The organism is Streptomyces sp. NPDC058157, assembly GCF_042884105.1.
Lineage (GTDB): Bacteria > Actinomycetota > Actinomycetes > Streptomycetales > Streptomycetaceae > Streptomyces.
The window spans coordinates 1-21240 of sequence record NZ_JBHVUQ010000041.1 but is presented as its reverse complement, the minus strand read 5'-3'; the positions used below and the strand labels follow the sequence as shown (position 1 = coordinate 21240).

Below are 21240 nucleotides of genomic sequence, written 5' to 3'. Positions count from 1 at the left end.
CCTCCCCGACACGGCACTCCCGGCGCTGGCGGCCGCCGTCCGGGAGGAGGCCCCCGGTCACGGTCGCGGTGGCACCGAACCGGCGGGACAGGCGCGGCGCGAGCGCGGAGCCGTACATGTTCGCGGCGGCGAGTGGGAGCTGGCCCGCACCGGTGGCCAGGGGGCCTGATCCGAGGACCTGCTGCTGGTAGAGCGGGAGGAAGAAGAACAGGGCGATCCATACCGAACCCAGCAGGGCCATCAGCAGGTTGCCGGCGGCGACCCTGCCGGTGGTGAAGATCCTCGGCGGTATCAGGGCATCGGTCCGGCGCAGCTCGATGACGGCGAACGCCGCGAGCAGTGCGACGGCGGCGCCGAGGGCGGCGAGCACCCGGGTGTCCGTCCAGCCGGCGCCGCGTGCGGTGGTCAGGGCCCAGACCAGGCAGGTCAGGGCGAGGGTGACGGTGGTGGTGCCCAGCAGGTCGAACCGTCCTCGCCGGCGTCCGGCCGAGACCGGTACGAGAACGGCGACGGCGGCCAGGACCAGGGCCGATCCGAGTGCGACGGTGTGGAAGATCCACGGCCAGCCCCACGCCTGGGTCAGCACACCGCCCAGCAGGACGCCGCCCGCGCCGCCCGCGCCGGAGACCGCTCCCCACACGCCGAGCGCCTTGCCGCGTCCGGTGCCGGAAGGGAACTGCTCCAGCGCCAGGGCGAGCGCGGCCGGGGCGGTGGCCGCGGCGCCGGCCCCCTGGGCGGCTCGGGCCACGATCAGCACGCCCGGGGTGGCGGCCAGTCCTGCCGCCAGTGAGGCCCCGGCGAACAGGGACAGGCCCGCAATGAGTACCCGGCGCCGGCCGAGGAGGTCGGCGGCCCGGCCGCCGGCCAGGAGCAGGGCCCCGAAGGCCAGGCCGTAGGCGTTGACCACCCAGGTGGTTCCGTCGTCCGAGAGGCCCACCCCGCTGCGGATCCGGGGGAGCGCCACGTTGACGATGGAGGTGGCGAGCATGACGGCGAACTGGCTCGCGGCCAGCGCCGCCAGCACCCCGGCACGGCAGAGGGCAGGGCGGCGGGCGGGCGGACCGCCCCGGGGGACCCGCTGGTTCACTCGGGGGTTCACTCGGTGGTCCACGGCGGTCAGGAGGACGGTTCGGTGTCGGGGATCCAGTGGCCGTGGATGCCGGCGGGCACCCTGCGCGGGAGTTCGACGGCGGCGACGGTGCTCAGGTCGCCCGCGGCCAGGACGAGGAGTTCCGAGGTGTCGGCTTTGACGTCGCTGACGACGGTGAGCAGGTAGCCGTCGTCTTCGGCGGTCGCGCCCGCGGCGGGTGCGAAGACGGCTTCGCCGGGCATCCGGCCCTCGCCGTGCGCGAACAGCAGCTGCTCGCCGGTGCGCGAGTCGAGCTTGGCCGTGTGGTAGCCGGACAGGCCCGCGCCGGGGAAGGCGATCGCGTAGCTGTAGCGGTAGTCGGCACCGGTGTGGGCGTCGTTGATCGCGGGGAACTCGGTGACCAGGTCGTTGAGGGGTTCGGTGGTGACCGTGCCGGTGGCGGGGTCGACGATCCACCGGTGGAAGGTCGATCCGGCGTTGGGGGTGGGGCCGTGACCGGGAGCGCCCACCCACCACTTCCACGAGCCCTCCCAGGCGGATCGGTCGAAGCGCGGTGCTTCGAGGACGATCCGGCCCCGTAGGTCGGTGTAGGCGTTGGCGACGTGCAGCAGCACGGCTTGCTCGGGCACCTCGAACCAGGTGGTCGCGCCTCCGGCGCGCGGTATCACGCCCAGGCGCAGCGGGACGTCGTCGTGCCAGCGGTAGGGGATGCCGGACTGCTCCGCGTGGTCGAAGACCACGGGCGAGTCGATGAAGACGACGTGCTCGCGGGTGATGGCGAAGTCGTGCATGAGCGACGGCCCGGCGCCTTCGACGATCTGCGACCTGACGAGGGCGCCGGAAGCGTCGGCCACGTAGTGGGTCAGGTGCGGCGGGAAGGGACTGTAGCCGAAGAAGTGCAGCTCACCGGTCTGCGGGTCCTCCTTGGGGTGGGCGGTCATCGCGCTGGTGAGCTTGCCGCCGAAGTCGTACACGCCGATCGTGTCGAGGTCGGCGCTGACCTCCCAGGGCAGGTTGGCCTCCTGGAGGGCCAGGTAGCGGCCGCCGTGGAAGACGATGTTGGTGGCCGCGGCGCTGACTTCGAGTTCGGTCCCGGTGAAAGGGACGCCGTCCAGGAACGGGGTCTTCACCCAGCGGTTGCGGTACCACTCGGCCCGGCCGTCCTTGAGGCGGATGCCGTGGAGCATGCCCTCGCCCCGGAACCAGTGGGTGGGGGTGACGCCCGGCTTGGGGTTGTGGCCGTTGCGGAAGTAGCGGCCGTTCAGCTCGGGCGGGAGAGTGCCCCGCACCCGCAGTCCACGGCCCGTGATCTCGTCGGTGACGGGTGAGAAGTGCTCGCTGACGTAGGGCTTTTCGAGAGTCATGGCCGTTCTTTCCTGGTCGGGAAGGACGGACCGTGCACGCCTGCTCGCCTGCCCGGTGCAGGACATTCGAGGGGGCGTCGTGTCGGCCCGTTCCGTTCGAACGCGCCTATCGTCGTCGGGAGTTGGCCTCGGCCACGTCCGCCTTTCCGCTCGTGGCGGGTTACCCGAAAGTCGTACCGGGCGGGCCGGCGCCGGGTCAGGCGGACCGGCCCGGCCGCGGCGGGGGTCAGGCGAGGCGGGCGTCGTGGGCGATGATGGCGACCTGGGTGCGGTTGGCCGCCTCCAGCTTGGTCATGATCCGTCCGATGTGGACCTTCACCGTCGACTCGCTCAGGTACAGGTCGGCGGCGATCTCGGCGTTGCTCAGGCCCAGCGCGACCGCGGCGGCGACCTCGCGCTCCCGGTCGGTGAGCACGGTCAGCCGGCGACGGGCCGCGTCCACGGCGTCGTTGCCGGCGAAGGTGTTGAGCAGCCGCTTGGTGATGCGCGGCGAGAGCATCGCCTCGCCGCGGGCCAGGACGTGCACGGCCCGGGCCAGTTCCCGGGGCGGGGTGTCCTTGAGGAGGAAGCCTGCCGCGCCCGCGCGCAGGGCCGTGTGGACGTACTCGTCGAGATCGAAGGTGGTGAGCACGCCGACGGCGGGCGGGGCGGGAGTGGCGAGCAGTCGCCTGGTGACTTCCAGGCCGTCGACGCGGGGCATCTGGATGTCGGTGAGCACCACCTGCGGGCGGTGCCGGGCCACCAGCTCCACGGCGGTGTCCCCGTCGCTGCCCTCGGCGACCACTTCTATCTGCGGGTCGGCGTCGAGGATCATCCGTACGCCGCTGCGGACGAGTTCCTCGTCGTCCAGCAGGACCACCTTCACCGTGGAACCGGACCGGTCGTCTCTCACGCGGACTCCTTGGCGACGGTGGGCACGAGCGGGAAGGCGGCGTGCACACGGTAGCCGCCCTCCGGGGTCGGGCCGGTGTGGAGGGTGCCCTGGACGAGGCTGACGCGTTCCCGCATGCCGAGGAGGCCGTAACCGGATCCGGGCACGGCGTGGCCGGACGGGCGCTTGCCGCCGCGCCGGTTGGTCACGGTGAGCTGCAACTCGCCCTGCTCGTCGGCGAGGCGGATGTCGACGCGGGCGTGCGGGGCGTGTTTGGCGGCGTTGGTGAGGGCTTCCTGGGCGACCCGGTGGACGGCCCGGCGCACGGCCCCGGTGACCTCGGGGAGTTCCGCGGCCGTGTGCAGGTGGATGTTGCCGCCGGCGGCGACGCCGTCGCGCACCAGCGCGGACACGTCCGCCTGCACGGAGCCGTCCGGCCGCACCCCGCGCACACCGTCCGACGTCTCCTGCTGGTCGTGGCGCAGGACGTTCAGGATCTCGCGCAGTTCGGTCAGCGCTTGGGCGCTGGCGTGCCGGATGACCTCGGCGGTCTCGATCGTGCGCTCGTCCGGGGCGGTCACGCTCAGGGCACCCGCCTGCAGGGCTATGGTGCTGACGCGGTGGGCGACCACGTCGTGCATCTCCCGTGCTATGCGCCGGCGTTCGGCGGCGACCGCCCGCTCGGCGAGCAGGTCCCGCTCCCGCTCGGCCTGCCGGGCGCGTTCACGCAGGGCCGCCAGCAGCGCGTGCCGCTGGCGCATCCACAGCCCGCCCAGGACAGGCAGGGTCAACGAGGCGATGGGGAAGACGAGTTGGTCGAGGTCGCGGTCTTCCGGCGTGGGATGCCAGGCGACGGCCACCGTGCCGGCCGCGGTGAGGAGGAAGGAGAGCAGGGTACGCCGGCGCCATCCCCACTGCCGGGCCACCGTGTAGCACACCACCACGGCCGGGAAGGCTCCCCAGCTCCAGCAGAACAGCGGCATCGCCACCACGGGCAGCCACGGGAAGCGACGGCGTACCAGCAGGGTCACAAGCGCGACGAAGAAGACCAGGAGCTTCCAGGGGCTGCCTCCGGCGGCAAGGGCCGGCACCGCGCATCCGGCCACCGCCACGAGGTCGAGGGCGAGATACGAGGGCCTGTTCTCCCACCAGGACAGCCAAGGGCGGTCCGGTCGGGCGGAGATGATCTTCATCGGACCGGATCCTAGTCGGACGCGCCGGGCCGTCACACGTCCCGGCGGCGGAACAAAACGCCGGCAGCGGTCAGCAGCACCGTGGCGAGGACGGCCAGTGGCAGCATCAGCAGCCACCGCGGTCCGCTTCCCTCACCTGCCCGGGCCTGCGCGGCGGCCGCGCCGAACGGGGTCAGGTACCGTCCGGAGCCGGTGGTCAGGAGCAGGAGGTTCTCCAGCAGGACCGGCCAGAGGACCGTCAGGGCCGTCGACAGCGCCGAGTTCCGGGTCACCCCGGACAGCGCCAGGCCCACCAGTGCGCTCAGCACCGCGTAGAGGACCGCGGCGGCGCCCGTCGCGACCGCTTCGGTCACGGGCAGCGAGGTCCTGCCGAGCACCGGCACGCTCAGCGCGTTCACCAGCACCATGACCGCGGCGACGGCTGCGGTGACCGCGGCGGTCAGCACCGCTTTCACCGGCAGGATCCCGCGGCGGCCACCCAGGGTGAGGACGGTCCGGGTGAGGGTGCGGTGCCGGTACTCTCCGCCCAGGACGCCCACGGCGAACGCGGCCAGGGGCACGAACCCGACGAGGGTCACACCCGGCATGCCGGCGGCGAACTGCCGCAGACCGGACGTCCCGTCCCGGCCCACCGTCAGGTCCACCATCACCTGCGCCACCACCGCCGAGCCGCACAGCACCCACGGTGTGCGCAGCGACCGCAGGGCGGACCATTCATGGGACAGGGCCCGGCCGATCGCGCCGCCCCGGCCGGCCACTACCCCGGGCGGCGGGTCTGCCGCACCGCCGGGCGCGCTGCGGTGCGTCATGCGGCTGCCCCGCGGAACCGGGCCCGTTCGGCCGTGGCCGCAAGGAGGGCGTCCTCCAGACCGCCGCGCCGCGTGCGCAACTCCTTGACGACCAGCCGGTGCCGGGCGGCAAGCGCGCCGACGCGCTCGGCGTCGAGGCCGGTCACGGTCAGGGTGTCCGACGCGTCCGCCCATGCCTGCGCGCCCTCCTGCCGCAGCAGGGCGGCCAGTTCCTCCGGGCGATCGGCGCGCACGACGACCTCGGAGCGGGTGTGCGCGGCGACGAAGTCCTCGACCGGCTGCGCGGCGATGAGCCGGCCCCGTCCGATGACCACCAGGTCCTCGGCGAGCGTGGCCATCTCCGAGAGCAGGTGCGAGGAGGCGAACACGACCCGCCCTTCCTCGGCGAGGCCGACGAGCAGGTGGCGCAGCCAGTGCACGCCGTGCGGGTCGAGGCCGTTGGCCGGCTCGTCCAGGACCAGGTACTCCGGATCCCCCAGGAGCGCCGTGGCCAGCCCCAGCCGTCGCCGCATGCCCGGGCCGAGACCACCGGTGCGGCGGTGACGTGCGTCGTCGAGACCCACCAGGGAGAGCACGTCCCGCACCCGCCGCTCCGGCAGGCCCGCGCCGGCGGCGACCATCCGCAGGTGGTGGTGGACGCTGCGGGCCGGGTGCACGGCGTCCGCGTCCAGCAGCGCGCCGACCGTCGCGACCGGCCACCGGAGCTCCGCGTACCGCACACCGTCGAAGGTGGTGCTCCCCTCCCCCGTGTCCAGCCCGAGCATCAGGCGCATCGTGGTCGACTTGCCGGCGCCGTTCGGCCCGAGGAAGCCCGTGACCACTCCCGGCCGCACCGTGAACGAGAGACCGTCGACGGCAAGCCTGTCGCCGTACCTCTTCCGCAACCCCTGCACCCGGAGCACGCCGTCCCCTTCCACGGGCCCGCCCCCGTCGGACGAACGGCCTCCACACTCCCCGGGACGCCGGGGGCGGGGCATCGGACGACCGGGCCGACCCGGTACGACTTTCGGGTAACGGCAACGGGCCGAAAGACGAACGCGACCCGGGGATACTACGGGTATGCAGTTCATAGCCTTCATGACTCTGCCGGGGTTGGTCATCGTGCTGACCCTGCTGGCCTTCGTCGACCAGCTGCTGTTGCGCGCAGGGCGCGCCGGAGTGCTGCCGTGGCGCAACAGTGCACGTCAGGGGCAGGTATCGACCACCGGATTCGAACAGTTGCACGCGAGCCTTTCCCCGGGCAAGCAGAACGAGCTCAAGGAACGGCAGTCGGCACTGGTCATGCCGGACAACGAGGATGACGGGGCTCCTCCGAACAGGACGACGGTCGACCTGGCCGCAGGAACGGCGGTCGTCCGCATTCCGCGTTCCGGACGGTAGAACCGCCGCCGGCCCTCGGATGCGCCGGTGAAGTCCTTGAGCCGGGCGGTGCGCGGCCTCAGCTCCCCGCGGTGCGGGGGGCGTTACCGTAGTAGGCGTCCGGTCCGTGCTTGCGGGTGAAGTGCCGCTCCAGGAGGTGCCTCGGCGGATCGGAGACGCCCCCGAGGCGGAACCCCAGCGCCAGCGTGTGCAGCGCCATCTCCGCCACGGCCTCGCAGACGACGGCGTTCTCCAGCGCGGCCCCGGCGGTGGCGCCCCAGGTGAAGGGGCCGTGCCGTGAGACGAGTGCTCCGGGAACCTCTTCGGCCCGGCGGGGGTCGGCGCCGAGCCTGGCGACGATCACCTGGCCGGTGTTGTACTCGTAGTCCTTCGCGCACTGCTCGGCGGTGAGGTCCTCCGTCACGGGGACGGGGCCGTTGAAGGTGTCGGCGTGCGTGGTGCCGAGCACCGGGATCGGGCGGCGCGCCTGGGCGAAGGCGACGGCGTGCGCCGAGTGCGTGTGGGTGACGCCGCCGATGGCGGGGAACGCGCGGTAGAGGCACCGGTGGGTTTCGGCGTCGGTGGACGGCCTGAGGCGCCCGTCGACGACCCTCCCGTCCTCCAGCGCCACCACCACCAGGTCCTCCTCGGTGAGCTCGGCGTAGGAGACCCCGGACGGCTTGATGACGAAGACACCGGCGCCGCGGTCCACTCCGCTGACGTTCCCCCAGGTGAGCGTGGCCAGCCCGGCCTCCGGGATGCGCAGGTTGGCCGCGAGGACCTCGCGACGGAGCTTCTGGAGATGGGTCCCGCCCACTGCGCCCTCACCGTCTTTCCACCACTGGACCGATCGCGGGCCGGGTCGGCACCACGGCTGCGCTGCGGAGCTGCCGCTCGCTTGAGATTGTGAACGCTAACAAACGATAAGCTCAAGAGGTTACGCGAAGATTCCCGCTCAAACCCTGAGGAGGACGCGGCATAATGTGAGCGCAAACACGATGAGGAAAGGAAGAGAGTTGACCCAGCTCCCGGACGTCTCGCGAGCGCCCACGATGACGGACGTCGCGCGCGTCGCAGGCGTGTCCCACCAGACCGTTTCGCGGGTGCTCAGCGACCACCCGAACGTCAGCGCCAAGACCCGGGCCGCGGTGACGCAGGTCATCGAGCAGCTGGGCTACCGCCGCAACTCGGCGGCCCGGGCCCTGGCCACGCGCCGGACCCACACACTGGGCGTCATCGCGGTGAACACCACGCTGCACGGGCCCGCCAGCACCGTGGCGGGGGTTCAGGAGGCGGCTCGCGACCGCGGCTATCTGACGTCCGCCGTCACCCTCCGGACGGCCACGCAGACGGCCCTCGCCGAAGCCATGCAGCACCTCGCCGGGTGGGGGGTGGAGGGGATCGTCGCCGTCACTCCGCAGCGCGCCGCGGTGCGGGCCCTGGCGGCGTTGGAGGCGCCGTGCCCGGTGGTCACCGTGGAGGGCGGCCACACCCTGGCCCTGCCCGGGGTGTCGCTGGACCAGAACCTCGGCGCCCGCATGATCACGGAGCACCTCCTCGCCTCGGGCCACTCCACCGTGTGGCATGTCGCGGGCCCTTCCGACTGGCTCGAGAGCGAGGCCCGCACGCAGGGCTGGGAGGACGCCCTGCGGGACGCCGGAGCCGAGGTGCCGCCCCTGCTGCGCGGCGACTGGAGCCCCCTGTCGGGATACCAGGCCGGCCAGCAGCTCGCGGGGCGGGTCCGGGCGTCGCGAGGAGGGGGAGCGGGCCTCACGGCGGTGTTCGTCGCCAACGACCAGATGGCCCTCGGCGTCCTGCGCGCACTGCGGGAAGCCGGACTGCGCACGCCCGAGGACGTGGCCGTCGCCGGCTTCGACGACATCCCCGAGGCGGAGTTCTTCCCGCCCCCGCTGACGACGATCCGCCAGGACTTCGCCTCGCTCGGCCGCGACAGCATCGGACTGCTCCTGGACCACATCGAGGGCCGGGCCGACGAGCCGGCGCACCTGGTGGTGGCGCCCGAGCTCATCGTGCGCGCCAGCACGGCCCGCAGGATCCCCCTCCCCGGCGCATGACCCCGGCGCCGCCCCTCCCGGGAGGCGCCCGCGGCCCGGCGTCCGCTCGTGGTGGGCCCGCGTCAGCCCGTGGTGGGCCGGCGTCCGGCCGTCAGGCGTTGCAGCACGATGAACACGAGCAGCAGGGCACCGATGACGATCCGGGTCCACCAGGAGCTGAGGGTGCCCTGGAAGTCGACCAGCGTCTGGATCATGCCGAGGACCAGGACGCCCAGAGCGGTGCCCAGGACGAAGCCCGAGCCTCCGGTCAGCAGCGTGCCGCCGATCACGGTGGCGGCGATCGCGTCGAGTTCCATGCCCACGGCGTGGAGGGCGTAGCCGGAGAGCGTGTAGAAGGTCAGCAGCAGGCCGCCCAGAGCGGAACACAGGCCGCTGACACCGTATACGGCGATCTTGGTGGTGCCCGTCGGCAGACCCATCAGGCGTGCGGAGGACTCGTTGCCGCCCAGCGCGTACACGTGACGGCCGAAGCGCGTGTGGTGCAGGACGACGAAGGCGGTCACGAGCACGGCCAGGGCGACGAGTACGGGGATCGAGACGAACAGTCCGCCCGGGCCGTAGAGCCTGGTCTGGGCGACTCCCGCCGTGGCGGGATCGTCGACCGTGATGGATTCGGTGCTGATCGTGTAGCAGAGCCCACGGGCGAGGAACATGCCGGCCAGGGTGACGATGAACGGCTGGATCTCGAAGGCGTGGATGATCCAGCCCATGAGCGCCCCGCTCCCGGCGCCGGCCAGGAGGACCAGCGGGATCACGGCGGCCAGGGGCCAGCCGTGCGACTCGACCAGCCAAGCGGTGGTCATGGTCGAGAGGGCCACCATCGAGCCGATGGACAGATCGATGCCCCCGGTGAGGATCACGAAGGTCGCGCCGACCGCGACGACCAGCAGGAATCCGTTGTCGATCAGCAGGTTCAACCCGACCTGCGCCGAGAGGAACCCCTCGTAGCGCACGGATCCGACGCCGAACATGACGACCAGCAGGACCGCGGTGACGACCAGCGGGACACGGGTCCGGGTGTGCGGCGAAACGGTCGCGAAGGGGCGGGCCGTTCGCGCGGCGGCGTCCACGGTGCCGGTGCTCATGCTCGTGCCTCCTGCTCCTGCGGGGCGGTGCCCGCCGCGGCGGGGGATCGGGGAGTGGCCGCCCGGCGGCGTCCGAACTTGGCCCGGAAGACCGGGGACTGCACGAGGCAGACGATGACGACGACGAAGGCCTTGAAGACGAGGGTGGTCTCGGGAGGGACCCCGAGGGTGTAGACGGTGGTGGACAGGGTCTGGATGATCAGGGCGCCCAGGACCGTCCCGCCGAGGGAGAAGCGCCCTCCGGTCAGGGCGGTGCCGCCGACCACGACGGCGAGGATCGCGTCGAGCTCGATCCACAGGCCGGCGTTGTTGCCGTCGGCGCTGGAGACGTTCGAGCTGATCATCAGCCCGGCGACGGCGGCGCACAGGGCGCTGAAGACGTAGACCAGGGCGAGCAGACCGCCGGCCCGGATGCCCACCAGGCGGCCGGCGGTGGGATTGCCGCCGACGGACTCGATCAGCATGCCGAGGGCACTGCGGCGGATGACGAAGGAGGTGAGCGCGACGAGGACGGCGGCCAGCAGGACGGCGAACGGGAGGAGCAGCCAGGAGCCGCCCCCGATCATCTTGTAGGGGGCGCTGGTCACGGTGACGATCTGGCCGTCCGTGATCAGCTGGGCGACCCCGCGGCCCGCGACCATGAGGATCAGGGTGGCCACGATGGGCTGTACTCCCAGACCGGACACCAGCAGTCCGTTGGCCAGGCCCAGCACGAGGGCGACCCCGAGCGCGAGGGCGACGGCCGTGAGCGTGGTCGCGACGCTGCCGGGACGCGCCGCGGTGGAGAGGTGTCCGCAGGCGAGCGCTCCGGCGATGGCGACGGTGGAACCCACCGAGAGGTCGATGCCCCGGGTGGCGATGACGAGGGTCATGCCGAGCGCCACGAGGACGAGGGGCGCGCCGAAGCGCAGGATGTCGACGAGGCTGCCGTAGAGGTGGCCGTCGCGCACCCGGACCGAGAGGAAGTCGTGGTGGAACGCGAGGTTGCCGAGGAGCAGGGCGAGCAGGACGAGCGCGGGCCACAGCAGGTGGTGGCCGGCCGTTCGCCGCCCGATGGCACCGGCGGCCCCGGATGCGGCGGGCTGGGGGGTCGTCATGAGTCCGTTCCGGTGGCGATGGTCGTCAGGAGGCGTTCGGGAGTGACGGTGCCGTCGTTGGTGAGGGTGGCCACCATGCGGTGGTCGCGGAGGACGGCGATGCGGTGGCTCAGGCGCAGGACCTCTTCGAGTTCCGCCGAGACGAACAGCACGGCGGTGCCTTCGTCCGCCAGGCGGGCCACGAGTTTCTGGATCTCGGCCTTGGCCCCGATGTCGATGCCCCGGGTGGGTTCGTCGAGGATCAGGAACCGGGGCCCGGTGAGCAGCCAGCGTGCGAGGAGGACCTTCTGCTGGTTGCCTCCGCTGAGGTGGCGTACCTGTGCTTCGGGGTCGCCGGGGCGGATGTCGAGGGCCTCGATCCAGTGCCGCGCCAGTCCGTCCTGTTTCGCGCGGCTCAGCGGCCTGGTCCAGCCGCGGGCGGCCTGCAGGGCGAGGACGATGTTCTCGCGGACCGTGAGTTCACCCACCAGCCCCTCCGACGTGCGGTTCTCGGAGCAGAAGGCGATGCCCCGGGCGATGGCGTGGCGGGGGCTGCGCAGGAGCACCTTCCTGCCCTCGATGCTCACCTCTCCGCCGTCCGCGCCGTCCGCGCCGAACAGCAGGCGTGCCGCCTCGGTGCGGCCGGAGCCCAGCAGGCCGGCCAGTCCGATGACCTCGCCGGCGTGGACGTCGAGGTCGTAGGGTTCGATCGAGCCCGTGCGGGTCAGCCGTCGGGCCCGGAGGAACGGCTCACGGGGCGCCCGTTCGGCCCCTGGCCCGTGGGCACGGCCCGACAACCGGTCCAGGGCGGCCGGTTCTGCGCCGATCATGTGCTGGACGAGCGTCACCGGGGTGAGCTCGCCGATGGCGTACTCGCCTTCCGGCCGGCCGCCCCGCAGGACGGTGACGCGGTCGCAGAGGTCGAAGACCTGGTCCAGGAAGTGCGTGACGAACAGGATGGCCACGCCGCGGTCCCGCAGGCGCCGCACCAGCCCGAACAGCTGGGCCACCTCCTCGCGGTCCAGGCTGGAGGTGGGTTCGTCCAGCACGAGCACCTTCGCCGAGACGTCCACCGCCCGGACGATGGCGACCAGTTGCCGCACCGCCAGGGAATGCGCGCCGAGCGGAGAGGTGACGTCGAGGTCGAGCTTCAGTTCCGTCAGCAGCTCGGCCGCCCGCCGCCGCATCGCGGACCAGCGGACGAGGCCGAACCGGCGCGGCTCGCGCCCGATGAGGATGTTCTCGGCCACCGAGAGGTTGGGGCAGAGGTCGACCTCCTGGTAGACGGTGCTGATTCCGGCCCGCTGCGCCTGGAGGGGGTCCGTGAACGCGTGGGGCCGGCCGTCGACGAGGACGGTGCCGTCGTCGGCGGGGTGGACGCCGGTGAGCACCTTGATCAAGGTGGACTTCCCGGCGCCGTTCTCGCCCATCAGGGCGTGCACCTCGCCGGGGAACAGCCGCAGGGCGACTCCGTCGAGGGCGAGTACGCCCGGGAACCGCTTGCGGATGCCGTGGGCTTCCAGGACCGGCCGCGGGGTGCCGGTGCCCGTGGGCGGCGGGGTGGACGGGGATGCCATCCGCCCTCCTCTCGTGTGGGGGTGGAGCGGGCTCGCTTGCCGGGCCCGGCGGGCGGGGCCGCCGCGGGTCAGTACTTCCGGGACGGCAGCGCGGCCGCGGCCCGGTCCTGCGGGTACACGCCCTCCTGGGTTTCGACCCGGGCGGGCACGCTCTCGCCCGCGACGACCTTCCTGGCCAGTTCCATCAGCTGGTCCCCGAGGAGCGGGTTGCACTCCACCACGACGTTGATCTTGCCCTCGGTCATCGCGACGAAGGCGTCCTTGATCCCGTCCACCGAGATCACCTTGATGTCCGTACCGGGCTTCTTGCCGGACTCCTCGATGGCCTGGATGGCGCCGAGGGCCATGTCGTCGTTGTGGGCGTAGAGGACGTCGATGTTTTCCCGGGACTTCAGGAACGCCTGCATGACCTCCTTGCCCTTGGCCCGCGTGAAGTCGCCCGACTGGGAGGCGACGATCCTGAACCTGCCGTCGGCCCGGATGGCCTCGGCGAAGCCCGCCTTGCGGTCGTTGGCGGGTGCGGAGCCCGTGGTGCCCTGGAGTTCGACGATGTCGACCGGGCCCTGCCGGCCGGCGTACGCGGCGGTCAGCCACTCCCCCGCGGCCTTGCCCTCCTTGACGAAGTCCGAGCCCAGGAAGGTCTTGTAGAGGGAGGTGTCCTTGGTGTCCACGGCGCGGTCGGTCAGGATGACCGGGATGCCCGCGTCCTTGGCCTCCTTCAGCACCGTGTCCCAGCCGGACTCCACGACCGGGGAGAAGGCGATCACATCGACCTTCTGCTGGATGAACGTGCGGATCGCCTTGATCTGGTTCTCCTGCTTCTGCTGCCCGTCGGAGAACTTCAGTTCGATCCCGGCCTTCTTCGCCGCCTCCTGGACGGACCTGGTGTTGGCGGTACGCCACCCGCTCTCGGCTCCGACCTGGGCGAAACCCATGGTGATCCCGGATCCGGACCCCGCCTTGCCCCCGGAGGCCGGGCCCGGGGCGGGAGCGGCGCCGGGGCCCCGGGTCGAGCAGGCGGTCAGCGCCGAGGAGGCGAGGAGTGCGGCGGCGAGGACGAGGACTGCTCTGCGGGCCATGGCGGGTGTCCTTTCGAAGGGGAGCCGTCGCATTGTGAGCGCTAACAAGTGCGGTTCTCAACCCTCCTGCGCGCGTTACCTGTCTGTTATCACGCCGGTTGCGCCATCGAGTGGCTCATCGTGCGATCTGGGCGCACCCTCTTGCCCCTCGGCATTGTTAGCGCTCACACTGCAGGGCGTCCGACCCCACCACTCCTTCGGAAGGCATTCCGTTGACGTCACCCCACCTCCTCACGCCCACCCCCGGTTCGGGGCAACCGGAGCAGTACACGGTCGGTGTCGACTTCGGCACCCTGTCGGGCCGCGCCGTGGTGGTGCGGATCCGCGACGGGCAGGAGCTGGCGGCGGCGGTCCACACCTACCGGCACGGCGTCATGGACCGGCACCTGCCGCACGGCGGTGCGCAACTGCCTCCGGACTGGGCCTTGCAACACCCCGAGGACTGGCGGGACGTCCTGCGCCGCGCCGTCCCGGCGGCCCTGGCTGCGGCCGGAGTCGATCCGGCTTCGGTGATCGGCATCGCCACCGACTTCACCGCCTGCACCGTCCTGCCCACCCTGGCCGACGGGACCCCCCTCGCCGAGACGGAGCTCGCCGGACGGCCGCACGCGTGGCCCAAGCTGTGGAAGCACCACGCGGCCCAGCCGTATGCCGATCGCATCAACGAACTCGCCCACGCCCGCGGGGAGAAGTGGATCGCCCGCTACGGCGGCCGGATCTCCGCGGAGTGGCAGTTCGCGAAGGCCCTCCAGGTCCTGGAGGAGGATCCGCTCGTGTACGACACCTGCGCGCGGTGGATCGAGGCCGCCGACTGGATCGTGTGGCAGCTCACCGGAACCGAGTCCCGCAACGCCTGCACCGCCGGATACAAGGGCATCCACCAGGACGGCGCCTACCCGGGCGAGGAGTACCTGGCCGGGCTGAACCCCCGGTTCGCCGACTTCGCCCGCACCCGCCTCGCGTTCCCGCTCTCCGCGCTGGGCTCGCGCGTGGGCCCGCTCGGCGCCGAGGCGGCGGCGTGGACCGGGCTGCGCCCCGGGATCGCCGTGGCCGCGGGCAACGTCGACGCCCATGTCACCGCGGCCGCGGCCCAGGCCGTGGAGGACGGCCGGCTGCTCGCCGTGATGGGCACCTCCACCTGCCACGTCGTGAACGCCCCCGTCCTCGCCGACGTCCCCGGCATCTGCGGTGTCGTGAACGGCGGGATCGTCGAGGGAGCCTACGGCTACGAGGCCGGGCAGAGCGCGGTCGGTGACGTCTTCGCCTGGGTACTCGACCAGGGCCTTCCGCCGGACTACCTCGCCGAAGCGGCCGAGCGCGACGAGGACCTGCACACCCTGCTGACCCGGAAGGCCGCCGGCCTGCCGGTCGGCGGCCACGGACTGGTCGCCCTCGACTGGCTGGGCGGGAACCGGTCGGTCCTCGTCGACCACCGCCTCTCCGGAGTCATCGTGGGCCTGACCCTCGCGACCCGCCCCGAGGACCTCTACCGCGCGCTGCTCGAAGCCACCGCGTTCGGCACCCGCGTCATCGTGGAGGCCCTGGAGGCGGGCGGCGTACCGGTGCGCGAGTTCATCGTCGCGGGCGGGCTGGCCAGGAACGGACTGCTGATGCAGATCTACTCCGACGTGCTGCGCCGCCCCGTCTCCCTCGCCGCGTCGGACCAGGCGCCCGCCCTCGGGGCGGCCATCCACGCCGCCGTGGCCGCGGGCGCGTACGGCGACGTACGGACGGCCGCCGCCGCCATGGGCCGCCGGCTACCGGCCGTCCACACGCCGGACGCCTCCCGGGCCGACGCCTACGACGCCCTCTACGCCGAATACCGGCTCCTGCACGACCGCTTCGCCGCCGACGGCCAGTTGCACCGCCTGCGGCGCATCCGCGACACGGCCCGCACGGCGCACTGATCCGCGCCGCCGCCTTCCGCCCTCCGCCCTCCCCGCCCGCCCGGTACGACGCGCCGCGGGACGTCACCTCCAGGAGTCCGCATGCCCAGCCGAACGCCTCCCGCCCAGGACATCTGGTTCCTCACGGGCAGCCAGCACCTGTACGGGGAGGAGACGCTGCAACAGGTCGCCGAACAGTCGCGGCGACTGGCCGCCGCGCTGGACGACACCTCGGGCGTTCCCGCACGTGTCGTGTGGAAGCCGGTGCTCACCGACGCCGACGCCATCCGCCGCCTGTGCCTCGACGCGAACGCCGACGACCGGTGCACCGGGCTCATCGCCTGGATGCACACCTTCTCCCCGGCCAAAATGTGGATCGCCGGACTGGACGCGCTGCGCAAGCCGCTGCTGCACCTGCACACCCAGTCGAACGTGGCGCTGCCCTGGGACACCATCGACATGGACTTCATGAACCTCAACCAGGCCGCCCACGGGGACCGCGAGTTCGGGCACGTCCAGACCCGCCTCGGGGTGCCCCGCAGGACCGTGGCCGGACACGTCACGGACCCGGTGACGACCGCATGGGTCGCCGACTGGGCACGGGCGGCCGCCGCACGCTCCGAACTGGCCGCCCTCAAGGTCGCCCGCTTCGGCGACAACATGCGCGATGTGGCCGTCACCGAGGGGGACAAGGTGGAGGCCCAGCTGCGCCTCGGCGTCTCCGTCAACACCTACGCCGTCAACGACCTGGTGGAGGTCGTCGACAACGCGCAGGAGAGCGAGGTGGCCCCGCTCGTCGAGGAGTACGCGGACCTGTACGACCTGGCGCCGGAGCTTCGGCCGGGAGGCGAACGGCACGGGTCGCTGCGCTACGCGGCCCGCGTCGAAGCCGGCCTGCGCACCTTCCTCGAAGCGGGCGGCTTCCGGGCCTTCACCACCAATTTCGAGGACCTGGGCGGACTGCGCCAACTGCCCGGCCTGGCGGTCCAGCGGCTCATGGCCCAGGGGTACGGCTTCGGAGGGGAGGGCGACTGGAAGACCGCCGTCCTGCTGCGCGCCCTCAAAGCGGCCGCCACCGGTCTCCCCGGCGGTACCTCCTTCATGGAGGACTACACCTACGACATGACACCGGGCGACGAGCTCATCCTCGGCGCGCACATGCTGGAAGTGTGCCCCAGCCTCTCGACCGCCAGGCCCCGCTGCGAGATCCACCCCCTCGGCATCGGCGGGCGGGAGGACCCGGTCCGGCTGGTGTTCGACGCCGCCCCCGGCCCGGCCGTGGTGGTCGGCCTCGCCGACCTCGGCGACCGGTTCCGCCTGGTGGCCAACGACGTCGACGTCGTGGCACCCCCGCATCCGCTGCCCGCCCTGCCCGTCGCCCGCGCGGTCTGGCGGCCCCGGCCTGACCTGCGGACCTCCACCGAATCCTGGCTGACGGCCGGCGGACCTCACCACACCGTCCTCAGCACCGCCCTGACCTCGGCCCACCTGGACGACCTCGCGGACATGCTCCGCCTGGAGCTGCTCCTCATCGAAGCGGGCACCACCCCGCGGCAGTTCCGGCGCGAGATGCGGTGGAACCAGGCGTACCACCGGCTGGCACTCGGGTTCTGAACCGGGGAGGGCAGGCGGGGGAGTTCCCGGGCCAAGGGTTTTCGGTCCTCCCCGTCCCCCGACGCGGCGGGGCGCCGCCCGCACGACCCGCGGCGCACCCTCACACGGCCTGGCGCAGGGGCAGGCGGGCGGGGTCGGCGATGATCCGCTGCACGGTCGACCACGCCGCACCCAGTACCGGTCCGCGGCGCCCCACGGCGGAGGGGCGGACCGCCTCCGGGGGCCAGGGGCGGACGGTGACCCGGGCGGCCAGTTCGGCGCGTACCGGCGGGAGGAGCCAGTCGGCGAGTTCGGCGTAGGCACCGCCGAGGACGAGGCCGTCCGGGTCGATCAGGTCCACCGCCGAGACGAGGGCGAGGCCCAGGGCGCGTCCGGCGCGGTCGAGGGCTCGCAGGGTCGCCGCGTCCCCGGCGCCCGCCCGCTCGGCCAGCACGGCCACCGGGTCGCCGGCGGCTGCCGCCCCCGCCTCGCGCAGGACGGCCGCTTGGCCCGCGTACTGCTCCAGGCAGCCGCGTGCCCCGCAGGGGCAGGGTGCGCCCTGCGGGTGGACGGGCAGGTGGCCGAGTTCGCCCGCGAACCCGCGGGCGCCCCGGAACAGCCGGCCGCCGATGACCAGTGCGGCGCCGATCCCGGCCCCGGCGGAGACGTGGACGAAGGTCTCGGCGGGGTCTCCCTGGTGCCGCTGCTCGGCGAGGGCTCCGAGGTTGGCCTCGTTCTCCGGCTCGGGCACGGTGTCGGGGTCGGGCCAGTGGTCGGCGGGGCGGACGGCCCTCCAGCCGAGGTTGGGGGCGTGGGCGACCAGTCCGCCGGGGGCGTTCGGCACCACCCCCGGGACGGCCAGGACGCGGCCCTCGACGTGCAGGCCGAGAGCTGCGGCCCCGGCCTCCGCGTCGGCGGCGAGCGCGGCGGCCTCCTCCAGCACCTGACCGGCCGGCCGGCCCGCGTTGGCCCGCTCCACCCGGCGCCACACCCGGGATGCGCCGCGCAGGTCGACGACGCACGCGGCGAGATGGGTCACGCCGATCTCCAGGCCGAGCCCCGCGGGGCCCCGGTCGTTGAGGGCCAGGGCCCGCCCGGGGCGGCCGACGCGTCCGCTCCGGGCGGTCTCCGTCTCGGTCAGGGCGGCGCGCCCGATCAGCTCGTCGGCCAGGGAGGAGACGGCCGGCCTGGTCAGGCCGGTGTGTCCGGCGACGTCCGCCCGGGAGAGCGGGCCGTGCGCGGCGACGGCGCCGAGCACCGCGGCGAGGTTCTGGCGGCGCATCCCCTGCTGGGAGGCGGTGGCGGACCGCGTGCCCCCGGCCGGCCTGCCGAGCGCGGTCATCGCCCCCGTCCTTCCTGTCGCCCGTCCGGCGGGACCTCCTGCAGGGCCCGCGCCCGCCGCAGCGTACCGGTGATCCGTTCGAGCGCGTCGTCGTCCCGGGGTACGGGCTCCAGCAGCCGGCCCTCCGTGGTCCGCCAGCGCCGGGCGACGGCGTCGGCGGGCTCACCGGTGAGCAGGGCGGCGGCCTGCGCGGCGGCCCCGAGCGCGACGAGTTCCCGGGCCTGCGGCACCTGGACGGCCCGGCCGGACAGCCGCAGGACCGTGTGCTGCCAGGCCCGCCCCGCGGCTCCGCCGCCGATCAGCAGGAGGGGTTCGTCCGCGGCCGGGTCCTCGCCTCCGGCGCGCAGTACGTCGTCCAGGGCCGTCAGCAGGGCGTGGGCGGCGCCGTCGTAGGCGGCCTGGAGCAGCTGGCCGGGTGTCGTGTCGTGGCGCAGCCCGTGGACCAGACCGGAGGCGCCCGGGAGGTCCGGGGTGCGTTCGCCGTCGAGGTAGGGGAGCACCACGGCTGTGCCGCCGTCCTCGACGTCCTCGCGGTCGCGGCCGGTGAGGGCGGCGAAGCGGTCGACGGCGAGGGTGCAGTTGAGCGTGCAGGCGAGCGGCAGCCAGCCGCCGAGGGCGTCGGCGAATCCGGCGACGGTCCCGTTCGGGTCGGCAGGCCGGGTGCGGGCGACGGCGTAGACGGTGCCCGAGGTGCCGAGGCTCAGGACGGGCCGGCCGGGGGTGAGGCCCAACCCGAGGGCGGCGGCCATGTTGTCGCCGGTGCCGGTAGCGACGAGCGCGCCCTCGCGCAGGGGCGTCCCGGCCCGGACGAGGCCCGCCCGGGCGCCGGGCGCGAGGACCTCCGGCAGCAGGGCGGGGTCGAGTCCGATCCGGGCGAGGACCTCCCGGTCGTAGCCGTCGGGGCCCCACCAGCCGGTTCCCGACGCGTCACCGCGGTCCGTCACCGCCTCGCCGGTGAGCCGCTCCGTCAGGAAGTCGTGGGGAAGCCGGACCGCGGCGACGCGGTCGGCCGCGGCGGGTTCCCGTGCGCGCAGCCAGGCCCACTTGGCGGCGGTGAAGGCGGCCGTCGGGACGCTGCCGGTGCGGCGGGCCAGCTCCGCCGGGCCGAAGGCGGCCGCGAGCGCGGCGGCGTGCGGGGCGGGGCGGACGTCGTTCCACAGCAGTGCGGGGCGCACGGGCCGGCCGGCCGTGTCGAGGGTGACCAGGCCGTGCTGCTGGCCGGCGATCGAGCAGGCGGCGGCCCGGTCCGCCCAGCCGGTGGCCGCCACGGCCTCGGCGAGCGCCCGCCACCACTGTTCGGGATCGCTCTCGCGTGCGGGGCCCGCGCTGACGGTGTGCGCGGCGCGGCCCTCGCCCAGTACGGCGCCGGTCTCGACGTCGACGGCGAGGGCCTTGGTGGACTGGGTCGAGCTGTCGACACCGATCACGACGTGCTGTGCGGACATGGGGTCCCTCCGGTGGGGTTCCTTCCGGCGTCTCGGCATACTAATTTGTTTTTCGCCCTTACAAATAGACCCTCGGCCCGATCCGGAGCGCCTCATGAGCAGCGACCCGCTCGCCCCCACCCCCGCGCACAGGTTCACCTTCGGCCTGTGGACCGTCGGCTGGCAGGGGCGGGACCCCTTCGGCGACGCCACCCGGCCCGCCCTCGACCCGGTCGAGAGCGTGCACCGGCTGGCCGCGCTCGGCGCCTACGGGGTCACGTTCCACGACGACGACCTGATCCCCTTCGCCGCCGGCGACGCGGCCCGCGAGCAGGCGGTCAAGCGCTTCCGCACCGCCCTGGACACGGCCGGGCTGAAGGTGCCGATGGCCACCACCAACCTCTTCACCCACCCGGTGTTCAAGGACGGCGCGTTCACCGCCAACGACCGCGACGTGCGCCGGTACGCGCTGCGCAAGACGATCCGCAACATCGACCTGGCCGTGGAACTCGGCGCCTCGGTCTACGTCGCCTGGGGCGGCCGCGAGGGCGCGGAGTCGGGGGCGGCCAAGGACGTGCGCGCGGCCCTCGACCGGCTGAAGGAGGCCTTCGACCTGCTGGGCGAGTACGTCGAGGAGCAGGGCTACGACCTGCGCTTCGCGATCGAGCCCAAGCCCAACGAACCGCGCGGGGACATCCTGCTTCCCACCATCGGCCACGCCCTGGCCTTCATCGAAGCGCTGGAGCGGCCCGAGCGGGTCGGCCTCAACCCGGAGGTCGGCCACGAGCAGATGGCCGGGCTGAACTTCCCGCACGGCGTCGCGCAAGCCCTGTGGCACGGCAAGCTGTTCCACATCGACCTCAACGGCCAGAGCGGGATCAAGTACGACCAGGACCTGCGCTTCGGCGCGGGCGACCTGCGCCAGGCCTTCTGGCTGGTCGACCTGCTGGAGTCGGCGGGCTACGAAGGCCCGCGCCACTTCGACTTCAAACCGCCGCGCACGGAGGACCACGAGGGCGTCTGGGCCTCGGCGGCCGCCTGTATGCGCAACTACCTGCTCCTGGCGCACTGCGCCCGCGCGTTCCGGTCCGATCCGGAGGTCCGGGCCGCGCTCGCCGCCTCGCGGCTGCCCGAACTCGCCCTGCCCACGGCCGAGGACGGCCTGGCCGGGCTCCTGGCCGACCGGTCCACCTTCGACGGGTTCGACGTCGAGGCGGCCGCCCGTCGTGGCATGGCCTTCGAACGGCTGGACCAGCTGGCCCTCGAACACCTCCTCGGCGCCCGCTGACCCGCCCCTGGGCCGGGGGGCGCCCCCCCCCCCCCCGCGGCGGGCGGGGGGGGGCGGGGCGCGGGGGGGGGGGGGGGGGGGGGGCGGGGTGGTCGCTTCCGGTCCGCTCGATGATCTCCGGCGCGTGAC

At 73.3% G+C, this 21240-nt stretch carries 18 protein-coding genes; 5 read left to right on the top strand and 13 right to left on the bottom strand.

The window, feature by feature from the left end:
• The 6 genes from ACFVXK_RS13310 to ACFVXK_RS13285 all read right to left on the bottom strand — a co-directional run.
• On the bottom strand, window positions 1–1099 hold a 1099-nt coding region (locus tag ACFVXK_RS13310), incomplete at its 3' end, for an MFS transporter (protein ID WP_389611616.1).
• Between the two features lie 17 nt (window positions 1100–1116).
• Window positions 1117–2454, bottom strand: a complete 1338-nt coding sequence (locus ACFVXK_RS13305) for a carotenoid oxygenase family protein (protein WP_389611615.1) — start codon at window positions 2452–2454, stop codon at window positions 1117–1119.
• A 226-nt stretch (window positions 2455–2680) separates the two neighbouring features.
• Window positions 2681–3346, bottom strand: a complete 666-nt coding sequence (locus ACFVXK_RS13300) for a response regulator (RefSeq protein WP_389611614.1) — start codon at window positions 3344–3346, stop codon at window positions 2681–2683.
• The gene (locus tag ACFVXK_RS13295; RefSeq protein WP_389611613.1) at window positions 3343–4518 is read right to left on the bottom strand and encodes a sensor histidine kinase; all 1176 of its coding nucleotides are present in this window, start codon (window positions 4516–4518) and stop codon (window positions 3343–3345) included. Before ACFVXK_RS13295 ends, ACFVXK_RS13300 begins: the two co-directional genes overlap by 4 nt.
• Window positions 4519–4550: 32 nt before the next feature.
• A complete protein-coding gene (locus tag ACFVXK_RS13290; protein WP_389611612.1) occupies window positions 4551–5327 on the bottom strand; it encodes a hypothetical protein in 777 nt (258 codons plus the stop codon).
• Window positions 5324–6220, bottom strand: coding sequence for an ATP-binding cassette domain-containing protein (locus ACFVXK_RS13285; RefSeq protein ID WP_389611647.1), 897 nt, complete (start codon window positions 6218–6220; stop codon window positions 5324–5326). The genes ACFVXK_RS13290 and ACFVXK_RS13285 overlap by 4 nt, the downstream gene beginning before the upstream one ends.
• A gap of 166 nt (window positions 6221–6386) precedes the next feature.
• Between ACFVXK_RS13285 and ACFVXK_RS13280 the strand changes: the two genes are divergently transcribed.
• Complete coding sequence (locus ACFVXK_RS13280; protein WP_389611611.1) at window positions 6387–6707, top strand: DUF6191 domain-containing protein; 321 nt, start codon at window positions 6387–6389, stop codon at window positions 6705–6707.
• Window positions 6708–6765: 58 nt separating this feature from the next.
• Here the strand turns inward: ACFVXK_RS13280 and araD are convergent, their stop codons facing one another.
• Window positions 6766–7503: an L-ribulose-5-phosphate 4-epimerase AraD gene (gene araD / locus ACFVXK_RS13275; protein ID WP_389611610.1), complete on the bottom strand. Its 738-nt coding sequence runs from the start codon at window positions 7501–7503 to the stop codon at window positions 6766–6768.
• 181 nt (window positions 7504–7684) lie between these two features.
• Here araD and ACFVXK_RS13270 point away from each other — a divergent pair, with 181 nt between their 5' ends.
• Complete coding sequence (locus tag ACFVXK_RS13270) at window positions 7685–8761, top strand: LacI family DNA-binding transcriptional regulator (RefSeq protein WP_389611609.1); 1077 nt, start codon at window positions 7685–7687, stop codon at window positions 8759–8761.
• A gap of 62 nt (window positions 8762–8823) precedes the next feature.
• Here ACFVXK_RS13270 and yjfF read toward each other — a convergent pair whose 3' ends face one another.
• The 4 genes from yjfF to ACFVXK_RS13250 all read right to left on the bottom strand — a co-directional run bounded on the left by yjfF (window position 8824) and on the right by ACFVXK_RS13250 (window position 13578).
• Window positions 8824–9846, bottom strand: a complete 1023-nt coding sequence (gene yjfF, locus ACFVXK_RS13265) for a galactofuranose ABC transporter, permease protein YjfF (protein ID WP_389611608.1) — start codon at window positions 9844–9846, stop codon at window positions 8824–8826.
• A complete protein-coding gene (locus ACFVXK_RS13260; RefSeq protein ID WP_389611607.1) occupies window positions 9843–10943 on the bottom strand; it encodes an ABC transporter permease in 1101 nt (366 codons plus the stop codon). Before ACFVXK_RS13260 ends, yjfF begins: the two co-directional genes overlap by 4 nt.
• Window positions 10940–12499, bottom strand: a complete 1560-nt coding sequence (locus tag ACFVXK_RS13255; RefSeq protein ID WP_389611606.1) for a sugar ABC transporter ATP-binding protein — start codon at window positions 12497–12499, stop codon at window positions 10940–10942. The genes ACFVXK_RS13260 and ACFVXK_RS13255 overlap by 4 nt, the downstream gene beginning before the upstream one ends.
• A 68-nt stretch (window positions 12500–12567) precedes the next feature.
• A complete protein-coding gene (locus ACFVXK_RS13250) occupies window positions 12568–13578 on the bottom strand; it encodes an ABC transporter substrate-binding protein (protein WP_389611605.1) in 1011 nt (336 codons plus the stop codon).
• A gap of 212 nt (window positions 13579–13790) precedes the next feature.
• Here ACFVXK_RS13250 and araB point away from each other — a divergent pair, with 212 nt between their 5' ends.
• Both araB and araA read left to right on the top strand, forming a co-directional pair.
• Window positions 13791–15485: a ribulokinase gene (araB, locus tag ACFVXK_RS13245; protein WP_389611604.1), complete on the top strand. Its 1695-nt coding sequence runs from the start codon at window positions 13791–13793 to the stop codon at window positions 15483–15485.
• An 81-nt stretch (window positions 15486–15566) separates the two neighbouring features.
• Complete coding sequence (gene araA / locus ACFVXK_RS13240; RefSeq protein ID WP_389611603.1) at window positions 15567–17078, top strand: L-arabinose isomerase; 1512 nt, start codon at window positions 15567–15569, stop codon at window positions 17076–17078.
• 100 nt (window positions 17079–17178) lie between these two features.
• Here the strand turns inward: araA and ACFVXK_RS13235 are convergent, their stop codons facing one another.
• Together ACFVXK_RS13235 and xylB are read right to left on the bottom strand one after the other, a co-directional pair.
• Window positions 17179–18399, bottom strand: coding sequence for an ROK family protein (locus tag ACFVXK_RS13235; protein WP_389611602.1), 1221 nt, complete (start codon window positions 18397–18399; stop codon window positions 17179–17181).
• Entirely contained in the window at window positions 18396–19844 is a 1449-nt protein-coding gene (gene xylB / locus ACFVXK_RS13230) for a xylulokinase (protein ID WP_389611601.1), read from the bottom strand. Before xylB ends, ACFVXK_RS13235 begins: the two co-directional genes overlap by 4 nt.
• Before the next feature lie 94 nt (window positions 19845–19938).
• Here xylB and xylA point away from each other — a divergent pair, with 94 nt between their 5' ends.
• Window positions 19939–21111, top strand: coding sequence for a xylose isomerase (xylA, locus tag ACFVXK_RS13225; RefSeq protein ID WP_389611600.1), 1173 nt, complete (start codon window positions 19939–19941; stop codon window positions 21109–21111).
• Window positions 21112–21240: the final 129 nt, after the last annotated feature.